The organism is Moraxella osloensis (assembly GCF_001553955.1).
In the GTDB taxonomy this organism is placed as follows: Bacteria; Pseudomonadota; Gammaproteobacteria; order Pseudomonadales; family Moraxellaceae; genus Faucicola; species Faucicola osloensis.
Genome location: NZ_CP014234.1, coordinates 1,287,312 through 1,307,277, shown reverse-complemented (window position 1 = coordinate 1,307,277; position 19,966 = coordinate 1,287,312). Strand labels below are relative to the sequence as shown.

At 43.2% G+C, this 19,966-nt stretch carries 16 protein-coding genes and 2 tRNA genes; 10 read left to right on the top strand and 8 right to left on the bottom strand.

The window, feature by feature from the left end; genetic code table 11:
- Nucleotides 1-3: 3 nt before the first annotated feature.
- The 5 genes from rimP to tpiA form a co-directional block, all read right to left on the bottom strand.
- Nucleotides 4-513, bottom strand: a complete 510-nt coding sequence (gene rimP, locus AXE82_RS05710; protein ID WP_062332400.1) for a ribosome maturation factor RimP — start codon at nt 511-513, stop codon at nt 4-6.
- Nucleotides 514-738: 225 nt separating this feature from the next.
- Nucleotides 739-815 (bottom strand) — tRNA-Met (locus AXE82_RS05705).
- A 68-nt stretch (nt 816-883) separates the two neighbouring features.
- A tRNA-Leu gene (locus tag AXE82_RS05700) sits at nt 884-968 on the bottom strand.
- A 108-nt stretch (nt 969-1,076) separates the two neighbouring features.
- On the bottom strand, nt 1,077-1,397 hold the full coding sequence (secG, locus tag AXE82_RS05695) for a preprotein translocase subunit SecG (protein ID WP_062332397.1): 321 nt from the start codon (nt 1,395-1,397) through the stop codon (nt 1,077-1,079).
- 90 nt (nt 1,398-1,487) lie between these two features.
- Nucleotides 1,488-2,342, bottom strand: a complete 855-nt coding sequence (gene tpiA, locus AXE82_RS05690; RefSeq protein ID WP_062332394.1) for a triose-phosphate isomerase — start codon at nt 2,340-2,342, stop codon at nt 1,488-1,490.
- A gap of 433 nt (nt 2,343-2,775) precedes the next feature.
- On the opposite strand from tpiA, the gene pilB reads away from it, so the two are divergent.
- The 4 genes from pilB to coaE are packed head-to-tail and all read left to right on the top strand — an operon-like array spanning nt 2,776 to nt 7,296.
- Nucleotides 2,776-4,482: a type IV-A pilus assembly ATPase PilB gene (gene pilB / locus AXE82_RS05685; protein ID WP_062332391.1), complete on the top strand. Its 1,707-nt coding sequence runs from the start codon at nt 2,776-2,778 to the stop codon at nt 4,480-4,482.
- 56 nt (nt 4,483-4,538) lie between these two features.
- A complete protein-coding gene (locus tag AXE82_RS05680; RefSeq protein ID WP_062332389.1) occupies nt 4,539-5,762 on the top strand; it encodes a type II secretion system F family protein in 1,224 nt (407 codons plus the stop codon).
- 5 nt (nt 5,763-5,767) lie between these two features.
- Entirely contained in the window at nt 5,768-6,643 is an 876-nt protein-coding gene (locus tag AXE82_RS05675) for a prepilin peptidase (protein ID WP_062332387.1), read from the top strand.
- Nucleotides 6,640-7,296 carry a dephospho-CoA kinase gene (gene coaE / locus AXE82_RS05670; RefSeq protein WP_227713376.1) on the top strand — a complete coding sequence of 219 codons (657 nt, stop codon included), beginning with the start codon at nt 6,640-6,642 and terminating at the stop codon, nt 7,294-7,296. Before AXE82_RS05675 ends, coaE begins: the two co-directional genes overlap by 4 nt.
- A gap of 57 nt (nt 7,297-7,353) precedes the next feature.
- Here coaE and AXE82_RS05665 read toward each other — a convergent pair whose 3' ends face one another.
- Nucleotides 7,354-8,760, bottom strand: a complete 1,407-nt coding sequence (locus AXE82_RS05665; RefSeq protein ID WP_062332386.1) for a nicotinate phosphoribosyltransferase — start codon at nt 8,758-8,760, stop codon at nt 7,354-7,356.
- Between the two features lie 68 nt (nt 8,761-8,828).
- Nucleotides 8,829-9,932 carry a bifunctional nicotinamide-nucleotide adenylyltransferase/Nudix hydroxylase gene (locus AXE82_RS05660; protein ID WP_082741424.1) on the bottom strand — a complete coding sequence of 368 codons (1,104 nt, stop codon included), beginning with the start codon at nt 9,930-9,932 and terminating at the stop codon, nt 8,829-8,831.
- Between the two features lie 297 nt (nt 9,933-10,229).
- Here AXE82_RS05660 and nfuA point away from each other — a divergent pair, with 297 nt between their 5' ends.
- Complete coding sequence (nfuA, locus tag AXE82_RS05655; RefSeq protein ID WP_062332384.1) at nt 10,230-10,847, top strand: Fe-S biogenesis protein NfuA; 618 nt, start codon at nt 10,230-10,232, stop codon at nt 10,845-10,847.
- Nucleotides 10,848-10,980: 133 nt separating this feature from the next.
- On the opposite strand, the gene gltA is transcribed toward nfuA, so the two are convergent.
- The gene (gene gltA, locus AXE82_RS05650; RefSeq protein ID WP_062332382.1) at nt 10,981-12,267 is read right to left on the bottom strand and encodes a citrate synthase; all 1,287 of its coding nucleotides are present in this window, start codon (nt 12,265-12,267) and stop codon (nt 10,981-10,983) included.
- A gap of 780 nt (nt 12,268-13,047) precedes the next feature.
- Between gltA and sdhC the strand changes: the two genes are divergently transcribed.
- The 5 genes from sdhC (at nt 13,048) to AXE82_RS05625 (ending at nt 19,889) form a co-directional block, all read left to right on the top strand.
- The gene (sdhC, locus tag AXE82_RS05645) at nt 13,048-13,437 is read left to right on the top strand and encodes a succinate dehydrogenase, cytochrome b556 subunit (RefSeq protein WP_082741423.1); all 390 of its coding nucleotides are present in this window, start codon (nt 13,048-13,050) and stop codon (nt 13,435-13,437) included.
- Nucleotides 13,437-13,772 carry a succinate dehydrogenase, hydrophobic membrane anchor protein gene (sdhD, locus tag AXE82_RS05640; RefSeq protein WP_036594948.1) on the top strand — a complete coding sequence of 112 codons (336 nt, stop codon included), beginning with the start codon at nt 13,437-13,439 and terminating at the stop codon, nt 13,770-13,772. The genes sdhC and sdhD overlap by 1 nt, the downstream gene beginning before the upstream one ends.
- A 96-nt stretch (nt 13,773-13,868) precedes the next feature.
- Nucleotides 13,869-15,731, top strand: coding sequence for a succinate dehydrogenase flavoprotein subunit (gene sdhA / locus AXE82_RS05635; RefSeq protein WP_172460505.1), 1,863 nt, complete (start codon nt 13,869-13,871; stop codon nt 15,729-15,731).
- Between the two features lie 77 nt (nt 15,732-15,808).
- Nucleotides 15,809-16,519, top strand: coding sequence for a succinate dehydrogenase iron-sulfur subunit (locus AXE82_RS05630; RefSeq protein WP_007115066.1), 711 nt, complete (start codon nt 15,809-15,811; stop codon nt 16,517-16,519).
- Between the two features lie 427 nt (nt 16,520-16,946).
- Nucleotides 16,947-19,889, top strand: a complete 2,943-nt coding sequence (locus tag AXE82_RS05625; RefSeq protein ID WP_062332375.1) for a 2-oxoglutarate dehydrogenase E1 component — start codon at nt 16,947-16,949, stop codon at nt 19,887-19,889.
- Nucleotides 19,890-19,966 lie beyond the last annotated feature (77 nt).

Here is a 19,966-nt window from a genome sequence, read left to right as displayed (position 1 = left end):
AAGCTAAAATTGGTAGACCAAATTGGCTTTATCAATATTATCAAGCTCGATGGCTAAAAGTTGGTCATTGCCTTGATCGTTTTCGGTTTTGACTGTCAACTGGTGCTCGTCAATATTGACCAATTCGCCTGTTACTTTACGGCGCTTATCACTACCTTGTCCAATCGCATGAATCAATCGTAAGCTGAGGGTTTGCCCCACATAGTCATGCAGCTGCTCAGCAGAAAAAAACGCGCGGTCCAAACCGGGTGAAGACACCTCAAGTAGATACTCGCCTGCAATCGGGTCGTGCAAGTCCAACACACCACCGACTTGGTGGGTGACCGCAGCACAGTCTTCAATAGTGACTTGTTTGCCTTCGGCACGGTCTTCAGGTAGGGCTTCAATATAAATACGAAGAAGAGAGCGTCGACCTTGTGGTACAAACTCAATACCCCACAAGCTCACATCACAGGCAGTTACTGCTGGCTCAATGATTTGGGTCAGTTCAGCAACTTTCGTTGATAGTTTCATGATATCCTTTAGAGTTGATTATTAACATCTTTGTTGATTTTAAAAGCTGATTTTAAAAATTGGCAAATTACTAAAATGCAACCGCTAATTTAGCAAAACTTAAGTTTTTTCGAAACCAATAGATACAAAAAAACCCACAAACTAATTGGTGGGCTTTTAAATCAATAAAAGTGTGTCTAAATTGATTTTTCTAGTAATGATACCAAAGCAATGCTACTAGAAAAGTGGTAGCGGGGGCTGGATTTGAACCAACGACCTTCGGGTTATGAGCCCGACGAGCTACCAGACTGCTCCACCCCGCAACAATTTAGAGAGCGTATTATAGAGTGAGATATTAACCTTGTCAACAGTTATTTAAAATTAATTTAGTTGGTGCGAATGGAGGGACTCGAACCCTCACACCTTGCGGCACTACCACCTCAAGGTAGCGTGTCTACCAATTCCACCACAATCGCAAAAAACCAAACTACTTTAACCAAGCTATTTTTTAAATAACAACACTCTAAAATAGACGCTGTATTCTAGGTCAAAACTACCAATAACGCAACATTTTTTTTAATGACTTATTTGGCGGGTGTAGGCGTCGTTGGTGTAGGGCTTGCAGGCGCAGTATTAGTCGCTAGGCTGGTATCAAGGGTACGACTAGATAGCGATTGCTGTTTGGCAAATACTGCCAGTGTCATACTGGTGATAAAAAAGATTGCTGTTAAAACCGCCGTCAAGCGCGTCAAAAAATTGGCAGAGCCAGACGCACCAAATACGGTTGCCGAACCCCCTGCACCAAATGAAGCACCCGCATCGGCACCTTTGCCATGTTGAACCAAAATCAGACCAATCATTGAAATGGCGACAATGATATGAAACACTAAAATTGCATTATACATACTTATCTCTACAAAACTTGATAGCACTGATGCCAACAACAAAGCTGTCAGTGGCAAAAGTAAAAATTTTTAAATGGGGGATATTTTACCTTAAATTTGGGCAAATGCTTGAATAATTTGTGTAAAGCTCGTCGCGTCTAGTGATGCCCCGCCTACTAACACCCCATTTACATTTGGGCATTGGGCGATTTCTGCCGCATTATCCGCTTTCACGCTGCCGCCATACAATATCGGTGTGGTCGCTAAAGAGGCATCGATGTCCGTTAAAGTGGTGTTGATAAAGGCATGAATGTTTTGTACTTCTTGTATCGTCGGGATTTTACCTGTACCAATCGCCCAAACGGGTTCATAAGCAATAATCAATCGTGATGCTAAGTTACCCAATTGAGCGTTATCCACTTGAGCGCCTTCAAATTGGGCGTTAGCAAATTCGGCGGCTAGTTGTTTAACTACCATTAATTGTGCTGCTAGCACATCTTGGGTCTGATTTTGCTCATACTGGGCTTGTGTTTCACCGATACAAAAAACAACGGTTAAATCGTGTGCAAAGGCATTGCGAATTTTTTGGATTAAACAAGTGTCATCTTCATTAAAATATTGACGGCGTTCTGAATGTCCGACCAAGACATAATTTACCTGAGCGTCTTTGAGCTGAGCACCCGAAACCTCCCCAGTAAACGCGCCTTTATCGGCGTGTTGTGCACATAAGTTTTGCGCAGCTAGTCCGATGTTCAATGATCCATGTTGGATGGCTTGTTGTGTGGTCGATAAATGCATAAAACTCGGCGCGACAACCACGTTACAGCTTTGCAGTGCATCTGCCGGTATCTGCTGCTGCAAATCGGTCATGAGGGCTGTGGCAGTCAGCTGTGTGCTAGGATTCATTTTCCAATTAGCAATCACCCAAGAATTCTGCCAATTTGCTACATAATCAGATGCTTTCATAATGTCCCTGTCAATTGAGGTAAGTGGTTATCTATGAATTTGCAAAGTATAAATGTCAAGATAACCTTAAAGTATAAGTAACGCTATTTAACATATCATGAGGTAAAGCATCACCATTTAAAGATATCAAGATATGAAAATAGAAATATTTAAAATATCAGGCGTAAAATGGTACCTATTATATAAGCAATTGCCGCGATTTGCCGAATAAATTATTGGGTTACGCAAGTGAGATGTTTGCAGAGGGAATAAAGTATAAAACAGTTTTATGAAGGTTAATGCATAGGGATAAAATACGATAAAAAATTATTTATCGCTTAATTCACGGATTTGTCTAGAATGATTTGTTAATATATAAATGAATAGTTTACACTAACAAATATTAGCCAAACATTAGCCCATTTGAATCAATATTGAGTAAACGAGAAAAACGATGGCGGCACCCCTTCCTAGTTTTGGTGGCATTGCCTCGCGATTAGTGCATGAAGGACTAATTAGCGAAGCGGCAATGCAAAAAGTATTGGCAGAATCGCAGCAGCAAAAAGTAAATTTAATCGCCTATGTGGTTGATAATAAGCTTGCACAAGCTGACGCGGTAGCGTGGGTGATTTCTCGAGAATTTGGCGACCCACTCATTGATTTGGATGCCATCAATGTCAACTATATTCCAAAAGAAGCGGTTGATGAAAAAATTATTCGCGAATTTAATATTCTGCCGATTTTCCAACGAGGTAGTCGCTTATTTGTTGCCATGAGTGACCCAACGCGGGTAGATGCTTTAGACGCGCTGCGGTTTGGTACAAGGTTTACGGTAGAAACCGTGGTTGCCGAACACCACAAAATCAAAGCACTCATCGAAAAAATCTTTACTACCACTAATTTAGCTGATTTTGATGATATGGATGCGGTGGAGTTTGATGAAACCCGCGCCGATGAAGACAGTAGTGCCACCAGTCATTTAGATATCAATGATGAAGCCCCTGTCGTCAAGTTCGTTAATGGGATGCTCATCAAAGCCATTACCATGGGCGCCTCGGACTTACACTTTGAACCCTATGAAAAATCTTATCGCGTGCGTTTTCGTATTGATGGGGTGTTACAAAAAATGGCAAATCCACCGACGCAGCTAGCGGGTAAAATTGCTGCCCGCCTCAAAGTCATGTCACAAATGGACATCTCTGAGCGCCGCGTGCCGCAAGATGGTCGTATCAAGTTAAAAATTTCCAAGGATAAGGCGATTGATTTTCGTGTCAACTCATTGCCAACCTTATTTGGTGAAAAAATTGTACTGCGTATTTTAGACCCCTCATCAGCGATGCTAGGCATTGATGCACTGGGCTATGAGCCTGACCAAAAGCAGCTATTTATGGATGCGCTGGCAAAACCGCAAGGGATGTTATTGATTACCGGTCCTACTGGTTCGGGTAAAACCGTATCCTTGTATACGGGGCTTAATATCTTAAACACAGTTGAGACCAATATTTCCACCGCAGAAGATCCCGTTGAAATTAACCTTGAAGGCATCAATCAGGTCAACGTGAATAATAAAGTTGGCTTGACATTTGCCAGTGCGCTCAAATCATTCTTGCGTCAAGACCCTGATATTGTGATGGTCGGTGAGATTCGTGACTTAGAAACGGCGGAAATTGCTGTCAAAGCTGCCCAAACAGGGCATATGGTACTGTCAACCTTGCATACCAACTCAGCGCCAGAAACCTTAACGCGTCTACGTAATATGGGGGTGGCATCCTTTAACATCGCCACCTCGGTCAATTTGGTAATCGCACAGCGCTTAGCCCGTCGCCTGTGTAAAGCTTGTAAGAAACCGACAGATGTACCAAAAAATAGCTTGCTTGAAATGGGCTTTACGGAAGAAGATTTGGCAGATCCCAGCAATGTCATTTATGAGCCTGTTGGCTGCGCTGAATGCCGCGATGGCTATAAAGGACGTGTTGGTATTTATGAAGTGATGAAAGTAACACCAGAGATTGCCCGAATTATTATGGAAGACGGCAACGCTATTGAGATTAAAGACGCTGCCTTAAAGCAAGGGTTTAGGGATTTAAGGCGCTCTGGCATTTTAAAGGTTCTACAAGGCACGACCAGTATCCAAGAGATGTATCGTGTTACTAGCGAATAGTGCGTTTTTCATCCGTCTTTATTGAAGATTAGTTGAGATAGTAAGGGGTTAAGGGTATGGCAAAAGTCCAAACAGAAATGTTATTAGACTTTGTCTATGATGGGGTCAATCGCCGTGGCGAAAAAGTCAAAGGCGAAACCACCAGCCGCAATATTGAGCTGGCAAAAGCACAACTACGCAAGCAAGGCATCCAAGTCAAGACGATTAAGAAAAAACCCAAGCCTATTTTTCAAATGAAAAAAAGCATCAAGGCAATCGATATTGCTATCTTTGTGCGGCAGTTGGCTACGATGATGAAAGCGGGCGTCCCCCTTACTCAGTCGTTTGAAATCGTTGCAGATGCGCTCGATAACCCCTCAATGAAAGAGTTGGTGCTTAGTGTCAAGTCAGAAGTGGAATCAGGGAGCACCTTTGCTGCTGCGCTGCGCAAACATCCCAGATATTTTGATGACCTGTTTTGTTCATTAGTAGAGGCAGGTGAGCAATCAGGTGCGCTTGAAACTATGCTTGAGCGTGTCGCAACGTACAAAGAAAAAAGCGAGCTACTAAAAGCAAAAATTAAAAAAGCCTTGAAATACCCGATTGCGGTTATCGTGGTGGCGATTATCGTTACCATTATTTTGCTGGTCAAAGTGGTACCGGTGTTTGCTGATTTATTCAATTCATTTGGCGCAGAATTACCCGCGTTTACCCGAATGGTAGTCAGTATGTCGGAGTGGATGCAAAAATGGTGGTGGTTATTGCTATTTAGCATTGCAGGCGCTGTGGTTGGCTTTTCTGAAGCTAAAAAACGTAGCAAGCCCTTTAATGACTTTTTAGACCGACTTACCTTAAAATTACCAATCTTTGGCAATATTGCTTATCAAGCGGTGGTTGCCCGTTTTTCCCGCACCTTGTCTACCACTTTTGCGGCAGGTGTGCCGCTGATTGATGCGTTAGATTCAACCGCTGGGGCAACCAACAATGTGGTATTTTATAATGCCACGCAAAAAATTAAAGGTGATGTTGCGACGGGTCAACAGCTGCAGTTTTCGATGCGTTCTACCAATCTTTTCCCCAGTATGGTTATCCAAATGGTCGGTATTGGTGAGGAGTCAGGTAGTCTAGAGGAGATGCTTGATAAAGTGGCGACTTATTATGAAAACGAAGTGGACAACGCCGTAGATGGGTTAACAAGTCTGATGGAACCGATGATTATGGCTATTTTGGGGGTGCTGGTAGGGGGTCTGGTGATTGCCATGTATCTACCAATTTTCCAAATGGGCTCGGTGGTGGGCTAAATACGATGGGGATTTTTTCAGATTTTATTTTGTTGTTACAACAGTCACAATGGCTGACGTTGATTATCGTAGCTTTATTGGGATTATGCGTGGGCAGTTTTCTCAATGTGGTGATTTATCGCACGCCTTTGATGATGGAGCAGCAGTGGAAGAACGAATGCCAGCTATTGCTTCATCCAGAAACCATTGTTGACCATCATGAATCCATTACCTTAAGCCGTCCTGTTTCTCGTTGTCCGCATTGTGGGCATTCAATACGTTGGTTTGAAAATATGCCTGTTATTAGCTGGCTACTGCTAAAAGGAAAATGTAGTCAGTGTCATCACGCCATTAGTTATCGTTATCCGCTTGTAGAAATCATCACCGCTATTTTGTCTGTGCTGGTGGTGATGAAATTTGGTGTTACTTGGCAAGCGCTGGCAGGATTGGTACTCACATGGACATTAGTGGCTTTGACAGGCATTGATTTTGATACCCAATTGTTGCCTGACCGATTTACATTGCCGTTAGCGGGATTAGGCTTATTTGTCAATGCCTTTGGCTTGTTTGTCAGTCCCACAGCGGCTATTTTTGGCTATGTGTTTGGGTTTTTATGCTTGTGGATTGTCTACCAACTGTTTTTGCTGATTACGGGCAAGCACGGGATGGGGCATGGCGATTTTAAATTATTAGCGGCTTTGGGGGCTTGGCTAGGGCCTTTGATGCTACCGTTAATTGTGCTTTTATCTGCATTTGTCGGCTCGGTTGTGGGTGTAATATTGATGAAGCGCTCAGGTGAGAGTAAACCTTTTGCTTTTGGACCCTATATCGCCATTGCTGGCATGATCGCACTTTTGTATGGGCAATCAATAATGTCGTGGTATCTAGGCAAAATGTCATGACGTCATTTATGGGTCAATTATCCGTGAATCAAGGAGGGGTTGTGATGTTGGTAGTTGGGCTTACAGGTGGCATCGGTAGCGGCAAATCACAAGTGAGCCGTTGGTTTGCTGAGCATGGAATTGTTATTATTGATGCCGATGTATTGGCACGTGAAGTCGTTGCCAAAGGTTCGCCAACGCTAAAAAAAATTGTCGCCAAATTTGGTGACTGGGTGATTGATGAGGCAGGTGAGCTTAATCGCCGTGCTATGCGAGAGCATGTATTTGGTAGTGTGCAAGCGTTAATGGATTTGGAACAAATCACCCATCCTGCCATTCGCAGCCGTGCCAAAGAATTACTAAGAGCTGCCCAGTCGCCCTATGTAATTTTGGTAGCACCCTTACTGCTAGAAGCCTCCGAAGCAGGGCTGGCCAATCTGTGTGAGCGAGTATTGGTGGTCGATAGTCATGAATCCTTGCAGATTGAGCGCGCCAGTCAGCGTGATGGTCAAACGCCTGAACGTATTCAAAATATCATGGCAAATCAACTGTCGCGTCATGACAGGCTCAGACAAGCCGATGACATAGTCGATAACAACGGTAGCTTAGACGATTTGTATTTAAAACTTGAACAGTTGCACCAAAAATATTTGGCAATGGCAGGGGTTAATTAGCGCTAAAGATAAAAAGCCGTCTGATTAAGACGGCTGTTGAGATTGCGACAAGTTCAATTATGATTTTACCGATGAGCGTTGACGAATCGCGGTTAGCGTATCATCAACTAGTAAATCACCGTTCAAAAATACATCTTGCAACAAATTATTTTGCTCGGCAAGCTCATCTTCACGCAGCGTCATATAACTACCCTGATGTTTGACCAAGGCTAAACGCCCGCGTTTGCTGCGTTTACTCACACTGGTAATTGGGTCTTTATACACGTCTCGCCAAAAACCGTCCACCCGTGCGCTGCTGGTCTTCATGGCAAAATTCAAGGTATCGCGGTTGACTTGTTGCAGTAGCCCGCCACCCATCCCAAAGGTAATATTGTCACTACTAAAGCCTGCTTTAATCACCGCATCAATTATTTTACCCATGCTAGTGGGATTAATACCATCCCCTTGGATGAGTCGCACATAGCTTGGCAGTAGCTTATAGCCTTTTGAATTGGTGGTGGTGCCAAATTTTGCTGCAAGGCGCTGCAAGGCTTCACGCACCACTTTAATCGGATCGCCACTATCAGGGCGAATCACTAACGTGCCGCCTGTTTGCGCCACTTTTTCTTTTAGCTCACCACCCCAAATATTATCAATGGCATTCCATAAATCGTAGCTATCACTCACCACCGCAAAGGTTTTACCTTCACCGCCAAATTTGGCAATCATATTGCCATAGGCATCTGCTTCATGCTCACGACCCCAAGTGGTCATGGTGCTATGCTCTGCTGCGGGAATGGAAAAAGCCGTCATGTCATTTTGCATACCATACCAACGATTGGCAGCCACAATTGCGCTTAAGGTATCCGTACCGGAAAAATTTACCAAGTGGGCAAGCGCGCCAAGCGCAGCTGATTCAAGGCTAGACACACCACGGGCGCCAAAATCATGCAATTTAAACGGTAGATTATTTAAGTTATCCGCCGATTTTTCCAAGCCTGCTTTGATGATTTGTTTACAATAATAAGAAAGGCTTGCCACAGTGCTAGGATACCAAATAGCGCGCAATAGCGCAGTTTCGATATAGCTTGTCAACCAGTAAAACTCAGGGTCGGTATTCACCACCTGACACAATACTTGACCCGTTGGTACCACCATGCCTTCGGGTATCGCTTGAATGCGAAGTGGTAAAAGACCGCCATGTTTGGCGACTAATTGTCGCCAGCCTGCTTCATTAAACGGTACGCCATGAGCAGCAAGTAGCACTTTGGCTTCTTCTATATCAGCGTCGGTAATGGGTTTGGTAAGATACTGTTTTAAAAAAGCTTGTAGTCCAAAAAATAGCACATTTTCAAAGTTGCTATTGCCGCCACGCGCTTCAATATAGCTAGATACGTACTCGGTATTTGGCGGATATTGCAGCCAATGCGACGTCTTATAGCTATCGGTATTTAAAATAAAATTGTCAAAATTTTGACTAAACATCACAGAACTCCTCTGGTGATTGCTTGCGCAGGTTAAACCAAACCGTCTATCAGTTTGGCGGGAAAAAATCAGAGACCGACCATTTTACAAATAATGGCATAATGGTCTTCAAACAGTTTATCGGCTTTTAATTCAGCCAAGGGTAGCCAAAACGCTTTTTTGGCATCATCACCACCTTTCACCGACGGTAAGCCTTTGGGGTCATTTTTGAGCATAAAGTAAAACGCTTGGGTGATGGTACGCCCACGAGCTGAGCGATATGGGTCATCAAAGGTATGTTGACTATGGCGCGAGCCGCGCAGAACCGCTTCAGGTACTTTTAACCGAGTCTCTTCACGTAGCTCACGAATACAGGCGTCAAATAGCGTCTCTTTCGGGTCAATAAAGCCACCAGGCAATGCCCATAGTCCTTGACCTGGCATACTACGACGTTCAACCAATAAGATGTGTCCTGATTGAATGACCACCGCATCAACCGTCATAAAGGTGGGTGGGTAGGGGCTTGATTCCCATTGTTTTTTGTATTTATCAATGAAGCCCGCTTCTTCATGCAAGCGTTTATATGCTTCGGTTTTTTTAAATGCCTTCATGACATCGGCTGTCGATTGCGGTACCGTATCGGTTAACGGATCGGCACCCAGCAAAAAGCCCTCGCGGATTGGCGTAGCAGACAACTCATGAAAATTGGGCACTGCCACCGACTGCCAATTTGGAAAAAGTGACAAGTAATATGATGAGCTGTCTTTTGAATGTCCAATCAGACCAATATTGGCGTTTAAATCGCCTGTCACTGACTTCACGCACTGCTGCACGTATTGAAGCCACTTGGTGTCATTGTATAAGGCATCATCCAAACCGACACAATGGATGCGTTTGGCATCTTTGTTGTCAAAGGCGCCCAAAATCATTTGGCTACGTGCTTCGACACTAAAGCTATTGCGGATACTACTTGGCAAATTGGCAGAGCCAATGAGCATAATCACATTTTCAGCAAGCTTTAATGCTTCATCGACAACCGATTTATGACCTAAGTGAAACGGCTGAAAACGTCCGATAAACACCAAATAATCATATTGATAACCTTTTTTATTTTTGGGTGTGCTAAAACGCCCTTTATCTTCGGTAACGTCGTTTTTAGTAACCGTGATAGTGTCAGTCGTGTTATTTGGCATGACGCAAACTCCTTGCGAATGATAACGCTCTCGGTCTATCCAATGGCGTTTTGGTGATAAAGTTCGGTGGTAAAGCATATTTTTTAACTATCTTGCCTAAACTTTCCAGCCATGCCAAGTTATTTTTGGTTAAAGATTTTTGGTTAAACATAATGGCTATATTCAAGTTTTGACTTAGCTAAAAAATATTGTGACGACCCTTGATAAGCCAAACAACCACCCCCAATAAAATCCGAGTAAATTACTCAAGTTTATGCTAAAATATGGGTAAAAATTGATGACAAGCTAGGGTGACATATGAGCGATACAGAAAAAAGCACAAATATCAAAATTACCGATTCAGCGCAAGGGTATCTGACTGAGTTGTTGGCAAAACAAAACACCGACGGCATCGGCGTGCGTATTTTTGTTGAACATCCAGGCACGCCGCGAGCAGAATGCTGTATGTCATATAGCCAGCCAAATGAACACAATCCTGACGATTTAAAATTGGACTATGAGACATTTACCGCTTATATAGACACCCCATCTATTCCTTATCTTGAAGATGCAGTGATTGATTACAATAAAGACCGTTTTGGCGGTCAATTGACATTCCGTGCGCCCAACTCAAAAGTGCCAAAACTGGGTGAAAATGCAAGCCTAGAGGAACGTATCAATTACGTGTTATCTTCAGAAATCAATCCAAATCTAGCGGCGCATGGGGGTAACGTGCAATTGGTGGATTTGGTACATGAAGAAGGGGTTGGTATCACCGCCGTGCTCAAATTTGGCGGCGGCTGTCAGGGCTGCTCTGCAGTTGATATGACGCTAAAACAAGGGGTTGAAGTCTCGCTAAAACAGCAAATACCAGAATTAACCCAAGTGATTGATGAGACCGACCATACGTATACTGCCAATGCGTTTTATAAGTAAGGTGAAGTGATTAGCAAGTTATAGTTAAATGAAAAGGGCGTTGCAAAACGTCCTTTTTTATTGATTAACATCTAATAATAAAAAACCCAGTGTAAAACTGGGTTTTGGTTCGAAGCATTTTTGAAGCATTGGCTTAGTCGCGGTCTTCAACAGCCACAAAATCACGCTGGGTATAGCCAGTATATAACTGACGTGGACGACCGATTTTGTAAGGTGCAGAGTGCATTTCTAACCAGTGGCTGATCCAACCAGAAGTACGTGCTAAAGCAAAGATTACGGTAAACATAGAGGTTGGAATACCGATGGCTTTTAGGATGATACCTGAGTAGAAGTCAACATTTGGATATAGGTTACGCTCTTTAAAGTACGGGTCATTCAAGGCGATTTGTTCAAGCTTCATCGCAAGTTCAAGTTGTGGATCTTTGATACCAAGCTCGCCCAATACTTCGTCACAAGTTTCTTTCATCACTTTGGCGCGTGGGTCAAAGTTTTTATAAACACGGTGACCAAAGCCCATCAATTTCACTTCTTTACGTTTTACTTTTTCCATGAATTCATCAACGTTGTCTACGCTGCCGATTTCATCAAGCATTTTAAGTACAGCTTCGTTGGCACCACCGTGCGCAGGTCCCCATAGAGCCGCAATACCTGCCGCGATACAAGCGTATGGATTAGCGCCCGTAGAACCTGCTAGACGTACAGTTGACGTCGAAGCATTTTGTTCGTGGTCAGCATGTAAGGTAAAGATTTTGTCCATCGCTTTTGCAAGGATTGGATTGACTTTATAGTTAACATCCGCTGGGGTTGCAAACATCATGTGTAAGAAATTTTCAGCGTAGTTTAAATCATTACGCGGATACATGAATGGTTGACCATTGCTATATTTGTAGCACATGGCGGCGATGGTAGGGACTTTAGCAATCAAGCGAATCGCAGTGATTTCACGATGGTCTTGTTTGCTGACATCAAGATTGTTGTGGTAGAACGCAGATAATGCACCCATTACACCGACCATAATCGCCATCGGATGAGCATCACGGCGGAAACCTTCAAAGAAGCGACGTAATTGGTCATTTACCATTGAATGTTTACGAACTTTTTCATAGAAGTCAGCTTTTTGCTCAGCATTGGGTAATTCACCATGAATGAGTGCATACGCAACTTCTAAGTATTCGGCTTTATCAGCTAATTGGTCAATTGGGTATCCACGGTGTAATAAGATACCTTTATCACCGTCAATGAAGGTGATTTTTGATTCTGTGGAAGCGGTTGACATGAAACCTGGATCGTATGTCCAAAAACCAGCTTGGGGTACTGCCTTAATATCGAGTACAGGATCGCCTAATGTTCCTTCAATGATAGGAAGCTCATAGTCCTGGCCATTGACGTGCAAGGTTGCAATATTGTCTTTCTCTGACATAAAATCCTCTCAGACGTGTAAAAAAAAGAAGACCTATACTTGCTCAAATGCATTGGCGCAATGACAAGGATAGGTGACTGCCCAGCCACACAGAGACGTGTAGGGCGACTTTATTAATAGCGAAAAAATAGCGAAAACCCAAAACTAAAACATATCTATATTAACAGTATTTTTGCCAAAAATGAAAGTAAATTTACGCCTTACGCTTACAAACAGTTAGTTATAATTAACAGAAGTTAGCTAAAACTATGCTCTCTGCTACTGACATTCTATCGACCCTTGATGCGGTTAAATATCTAGATAGGTAAGTCTCAAAACGCGCAATCTTATCAAATTATTTCTAAATTTTAAGGGTGTGCTACAGTGGTTGGATAAAAGATGGTTTTTTTTCTGTTTTTGTTTGTATTTGTAATCAAAGACTCTTATAATTATAAAAATTTTACTGGTGGCTAGCTTTGTATTATTAATCTTTGCTAAACATAATTTACCTTTTAGCTTTGTGGTTTAACAAAATTAAAAAGTAAATTGTGGGTGGCTTTTTGTCGATTATTAGTTTGTAATTTATTAGTTTTTAATTGTGAGATACGATTAGGTTTGCGGCTAATAACTATCTATTCTGTGAATAATCCAAAGTACGCTAGCTATTCCTTATCTTCGATTTACCTGTTTTTTGACAGGCTATGTGATTCATCAAACCCTGCAAGTGATGTGAAGTTCGTGCTTGATATTTTGGATATTGGCATAGCGATAACACAGGTAAGTTATAACTGCGAATAAAGGATGCCCGCTGTGAAAAGCAAACGACCGATTGACCTTCCTTTAAGCCAAGTAATTAATGTTAATTCAAAAAACCCAATTGCTTTGGCTTCAATTACCCACCGTGTTTCTGGTGTGGTGCTATTTCTCCTAATTCCTGTGATGTTATGGATTTTTCAAACGTCGCTTGCCAGTGCTGAAGGCTTTGCAGATATTTTCACTAGCCCCTTGGTGAAGTTTTTGGCTTGGATCTTTGTGGCTGCATTAGGCTACCATTTTGTGATGGGTTTGAAACATTTATTTGCCGACATGGGCATGAATGAAGAATTAAACAGTGGTCGCACCGCGACATTCATTGGCTTTGTACTTGCAGCGCTTTGGGTTGTGGGTTCATTTGTATGGGTGATGTTCTAATGAAAAGTGCAACAGGTTTAACAGGCTCAGGCTCGCGCGATTGGGTGGTACAACGTATTAGTGCGGTTGTATTGGCAGTTTATTCATTGGTGATGTTGGGCTGGTTCTTAACCCACCAACCAACCTTTGAATTATGGCAAGGCTTTATGCTAAGCCTACCGATGCGCTTATTTACGCTATTGATGATACTAGCATTAGTGGGTCATGCGTGGGTAGGGATGTGGACTGTATTAACAGACTACGTTAAGTCAAATGGTTTACGTTTTGTGCTGCAATCTGCCATGATTCTTGCAGTCTTGGTTTATTTATTTTGGGGCGTGATGATTTTCTTCTAAACATCCTGTTAGATAAATTTTGTTAACGTATTTATCGATTTCTACCTCAGGGCTTTTAAGCATTTATGGGGATAAAATCGAACCATCATTTAGGAAATTAAAGCAATGGCAACAAAACAAGACAACACCATTAGCAATATTCAAACCTTAACCTTCGATGCGGTTATCGTTGGCGGCGGTGGCTCTGGTATGCGTGCGTCGTTACAATTGGCGCGTGGCGGTATGAATGTTGCGGTATTAACCAAAGTGTTCCCAACGCGTTCTCACACGGTTGCTGCGCAAGGTGGTATTGGCGCAAGTTTGGGTAACATGAGTGATGATAACTGGCACTTTCACTTTTATGACACCATCAAAGGTTCTGACTGGTTAGGTGACCAAGACGCCATCGAATACATGTGCCGTGAAGCACCAAAAGTAGTCTATGAACTTGAGCATATGGGTATGCCATTTGACCGTAACGCGGATGGTACGATTTATCAGCGTCCCTTTGGTGGTCATACTGCCAACTATGGTGAAAAAGCGGTACAACGTGCGTGTGCGGCAGCTGACCGTACAGGTCATGCATTATTGCATACCTTATATCAAAAAAATCTTGAGCAAGGTACAGAGTTTTTTATCGAGTGGATTGCGCTAGATTTGGTCAAAGATAGCAAAGGCGACATTAACGGCGTTATCGCGCTGGAGCAAGAAACAGGTCGTGTCGCGGTATTCCAAGCAAAAACAACTGTCCTAGCAACGGGCGGTGCAGGTCGTATTTTCGCTGCGTCTACTAATGCCTTTATTAACACCGGTGACGGTCTCGGTATGGCAGTGCGTGCGGGTATTCCACTACAAGATATGGAATTTTGGCAATTTCACCCAACAGGCGTCGCAGGTGCGGGCGTATTATTGACCGAAGGTTGTCGTGGTGAAGGCGCGTTACTTCGTAATAAAGATGGCGAAGCCTTTATGGAGCGCTATGCACCAACCCTAAAAGATTTGGCACCGCGTGACTTTGTATCACGCTCAATGGACCAAGAGATCAAAGAAGGTCGTGGTTGTGGTCCACAGGGTGATTATGTGGTACTTGATATGACGCACTTAGGTGTGGATACCATCATGAAGCGTTTACCATCGGTTTATGAAATTGGTAAAAACTTCGCGAACGTTGACATTACCAAAGAGCCAATCCCAGTTGTACCGACTATCCATTACCAAATGGGCGGCATCCCGACCAATATTCATGGTCAGGTTGTCATGCCAGATCTTGAGGCAGGTACGGATGCGGAAGGTTTATACGCCCAGCAAAAAATCGTGAAAGGCTTATATGCAATCGGCGAATGTTCATGTGTATCGGTTCACGGTGCCAACCGTCTAGGTACAAACTCACTACTAGACTTGGTAGTATTTGGTCGTGCAGCGGGTCAACATATCATTGATGAGTTCCATGCCGCTGACCGTCATGACTATGAGCCATTATCACCGCGTGTTCTTGACAAAACTTTGGCGCGTTTGAATGTGTTACAGCAATCTACGCAAGGCCTCAATGCGCAAGATGTGGCTGACGAAATCCGCCGTATCATGCAGCAACATGCGGGTGTTTTCCGTACCCAAGCGTCAATGAATGAAGGTGTACAAAAAATCTTGGCACTTGAAAGTAAGGTCAATAGTCTTCACCTAGCTGATAAATCGCAAGTGTTTAATACCGCACGTATTGAAGCGCTTGAAGTGGCGAACCTCTATGAAGTTGCCAAAGCAACGATGATTTCAGCTTCCCTGCGTCAAGAATGTCGTGGCGCGCACACTGTTGTTGACTACGAACGTGCGGCAGATGATGCGTATGCCCCGCTTGGTCGTAATGACCACGAATGGATGAAACATACCCTTTGGTTCTCTGAAGGTAACCGTGTTATCTACAAACCTGTTCGCAAGAGCCCACTGACTGTAGACTATGTTGAGCCAAAAGTGCGTACATTCTAATTAACATTTTTTTGGTCTTTGCAAACTATTGTAAAGACCCTATAAACCAATACCATAAACGTGTGGAGTTTAGCATTATGAGCAGAGGTACTCGCACCATCGAGATTTTCCGCTACGATCCAGATAAAGACGCAGCACCCCGTATGCAGACATACCAAATTGAGCTTTTAGACTCTGACCGTATGTTATTAGACGTACTTGTCCGTTTGAAAAAAATGGACGAAACCATCAGTTTCCGCCGTTCGTGCCGTGAAGGTATTTGTGGCTCTGACGGTATGAATATCAATGGTAAAAACGGACTATCATGTCTTATCAACATGAACACACTGCCACAAAAAATTACTTTACGTCCGCTACCTGGTTTACCTGTCGTGCGCGACTTAGTGGTAGATATGAACCAATTCTATGAGCAATATGAAAAAGTTCATCCGTACTTGATTAATGACCAGCCAGCGCCACCGACTGAACGTCTACAATCACCTGAAGACCGCGAAAAGTTAAACGGTCTATATGAATGTATTTTATGTGCCTGTTGTTCAACCAGCTGTCCATCATTCTGGTGGAACCCAGATAAGTTCTTAGGTCCATCTGCGTTGTTGAATGGTTACCGCTTTGTGGCAGATAGTCGTGATACTAGCACACAGGAGCGTTTAGCGCGTTTAGACGACCCATTTAGCTTGTTCCGTTGCCGTGGCATCATGAACTGTGTATCAGTTTGTCCAAAAGGCTTGAATCCTACCAAAGCGATTGGTCACTTACGTAACATGCTGTTAGATCAAGCAGGTTAGTACCAAAATTTGGTGACAAAAAAGCTCTGTATCGACAGGGCTTTTTTTATTGGGATGTGATAAATTCATAGTAACTGGCTATCTATTAATTAAAGTAATAAATCATATCCCAATATCATAATATTTTTTATACCTTTTCAGCCTAATGAATGAGATAAATTATCATTAATTTTGTATAATATACGATAGGTATCTATAGGGAATATTCATTTAGGTTTTCTAAGGAAGGAGAAATCTAACTTTCACATTACTCTTCTTTTACTGCCATTTGATAGCCATTTATATACACGCCAAGCGGCGTGAGTCGCTATATTTAGTAAATGAATGGTAACTATTACCTTAACAAAATTTTTTGTTAATTATAAAAATGCTAGGCTATTCCCTAAAATTTTTATTTCCACCTTTAAATACTACAGTAGAAAGAATCATGGCTAATCAAAACCAAACTTCTGTCTCATCTGCTCAGTTTACTGAACTGTCAGCAGATAACGCAGTCTATCTTGAATCACTCTATGAACAGTATCTTCAAGATCCACAAAGCGTTGATGAAAAATATATTCCTTACTTTGCGCAGTTTGCCAAAGATGATGATAAAAACGCCCTTCACCATACTATCCAAGACCAATTTTTGCTATTAGCTCGCAACACCACTGCCCACAAAGTTACCGGTCAATCAGCTGCAGGCGCCGTCAGTCCTTCTGAAATTCGTGAATTTGCGGACAACCAAATGGGCGTGCAAAAACTGATTACCAGTTACCGCCGTCGTGGTCATCGTATTGCTAATCTAGATCCATTAGGACTCATGCCACGTCCCGAAGTTGAAGAATTGACTTTAGCTTACTATGGTCTATCTGAAGCGGATTTAGACACTGTTTATCCGGTCAGTGACCTAAATATTGGTAAAGATAAAGCTACACTGCGTGAAATCATTCAAGTGTTAGAGCGAGTTTATTGTAGCAGCATCGGTGCAGAATATTTCCATGTGACCACCGCCAAAGAGAAACGCTGGATTGAAAAATACCTAGAGCAAAATCTTGGCTATGTCAAATTTGACAATGAAAAACGTAAATCTATCCTTGAGCGTTTGACAGCAGCGGAAGGTTTAGAAAAATACTTAGCACGTAAATACACCGGTGTAAAACGTTTTGGTCTTGAGGGTGGTGAAAGCTTTATCCCGATGGTCAATGAGATAATTCAGCGTGCGGGTGAAAACGGTACCAAAGAAATGGTTATCGGTATGGCGCACCGTGGACGTTTAAACTTATTAGTAAATATCTTAGGTAAAAACCCTAAAGATTTATTTGATGAGTTTGATGGTAAAAAACAACCGACCGTGGGTTCAGGTGACGTAAAATATCACAATGGTTTTTCATCCAACGTGATGACACCTGGCGGCGAAGCGCACTTGGCATTGGCATTTAATCCCTCGCATCTTGAGATTGTATCGCCTGTATTGCTCGGTTCAGTGCGTGCGCGTCAAGTACGCCGTCAAGATAAAACCGGTGATGCTGTTTTGCCAATCGTGGTACACGGTGATGCCGCGTTCGCCGGTCAAGGTGTCAACCAAGAAACTTTCCAAATGTCACAAACTCGTGCGTATTCAACAGGTGGTACGCTGCATATTATTATCAATAACCAAGTGGGTTTTACCACCAGCCGCTTAGAGGATGCGCGTTCAACTGAATATTGTACCGACATCGCCAAAATGGTACACGCACCGATTTTTCATGTAAACGGTGACGATCCAGAAGCTGTGGTATTTATGGCGCAGCTTGCCCATGACTATCGCCGAACTTTCCATAAAGATATCGTGATTGATATGTACTGTTACCGTCGTAACGGTCATAATGAAGCGGATGAACCCTCAGCCACTCAGCCGCTTATGTATTCGGTCATCAGAAAACTGCCAACTACTCGTGAGATATTTGTCAATAAATTGGTTGCCGAAGGCGTTATTAGCCAAGCAGAAGCAGTGGCACTTGAAAATGACTACCGTGAGTCGCTCGATAAAGGCGAATATGTTGCTAGCGCACTCGTGCGTGAGCCAAATAAATCGCTGTATGTAGATTGGACACCTTATATTGGTCATAAGCTTGAAGACAATTGGGATACTAGCGTTGATATCAACAAGTTAAAAGCGTATGGTGAGAAAATGGCGCAACTGCCGGAAGGCTATGAGCTACAACGCCAAGTGCAAAAATTGGTTGAACAGCGCAAAGCCATGCAAACCGGTCAAGAGCCCTTGAATTGGGGCGCGGCAGAAACCTTGGCTTATGCGTCACTGGTCGAAGAAGGCTACCCAGTCCGTATTACGGGTGAAGACGTGGGTCGTGGTACTTTCTCGCATCGCCATGCAGAATTGTTCAACATGAAAGACGGCAGTATGTATGTACCGCTTGCCAACATGAGCCCTAACCAAGCACGCTTTGACATTTTTAACTCATTATTGTCAGAAGAAGCGGTATTGGCATTTGAATATGGTTACGCAACGACAGTACCCAATGCCCTAGTGATTTGGGAAGCGCAGTTCGGGGACTTTGCCAATGGCGCACAAGTGGTCATTGACCAATTTATTTCTTCAGGTGAAACCAAATGGCAACGTCTGTGTGGTCTGACCATGCTATTACCACACGGCTATGAAGGTCAAGGTCCTGAGCACTCATCAGCGCGCCTAGAGCGTTATTTGCAGCTATGTGCTGAAGAAAATATGCAAGTGGTAACCCCAACTACACCTGCACAGATTTTCCATGTCCTGCGTCGTCAAGTGGTTCGCCCAGCGCGTAAACCGCTGATTGTGATGTCACCAAAATCACTGCTACGTCATAAATTGGCGGTGTCAACGCTTGAAGAGCTTGCGCAAGGTCAGTTCCAAACTGTGATTTCAGAGATTGACCAACTTGATAATAATCAAGTGACGCGTTTAGTGTTGTGTGGCGGTAAAGTCTATTATGACTTGCTTGAAAAACGTCGTGAATTGGGTCTCAATCATGTGGCGATTGTGCGTATCGAGCAGCTTTATCCATTACCTGAAGCACGTATTTTGGAAGAAGTGGCAAAATATCCAAACCTTGAAGGCATTGTCTGGGCACAAGAAGAGCCACGTAACCAAGGCGCTTGGTACTATCTAGCACCGCACTTATTCCGTTTGATTGCACCGCCAAAACCAGCGACTCGTCCGACCAAAGCTTACTTGCTTGAGCCAGTTGCTCGCCCACCATCGGCGGCACCTGCCGTAGGTTCGATGCAAATGCACATAGAGCAGCAGCAAAAGGTTGTCAACGAAGCATTGGGTCTACCAAAGAATGAAGATTCAACCGAAAACGCGCTAGAAGCTAAAGCAGAAATCGCAGAAAAACAAGCGACTGACTAAGCGTTTTAAAGGATTAGTACCAATAGCTGTGTACTAATCCTTCTTGGTTTTTGGTATAGACAATTGCGCCGAGTGCT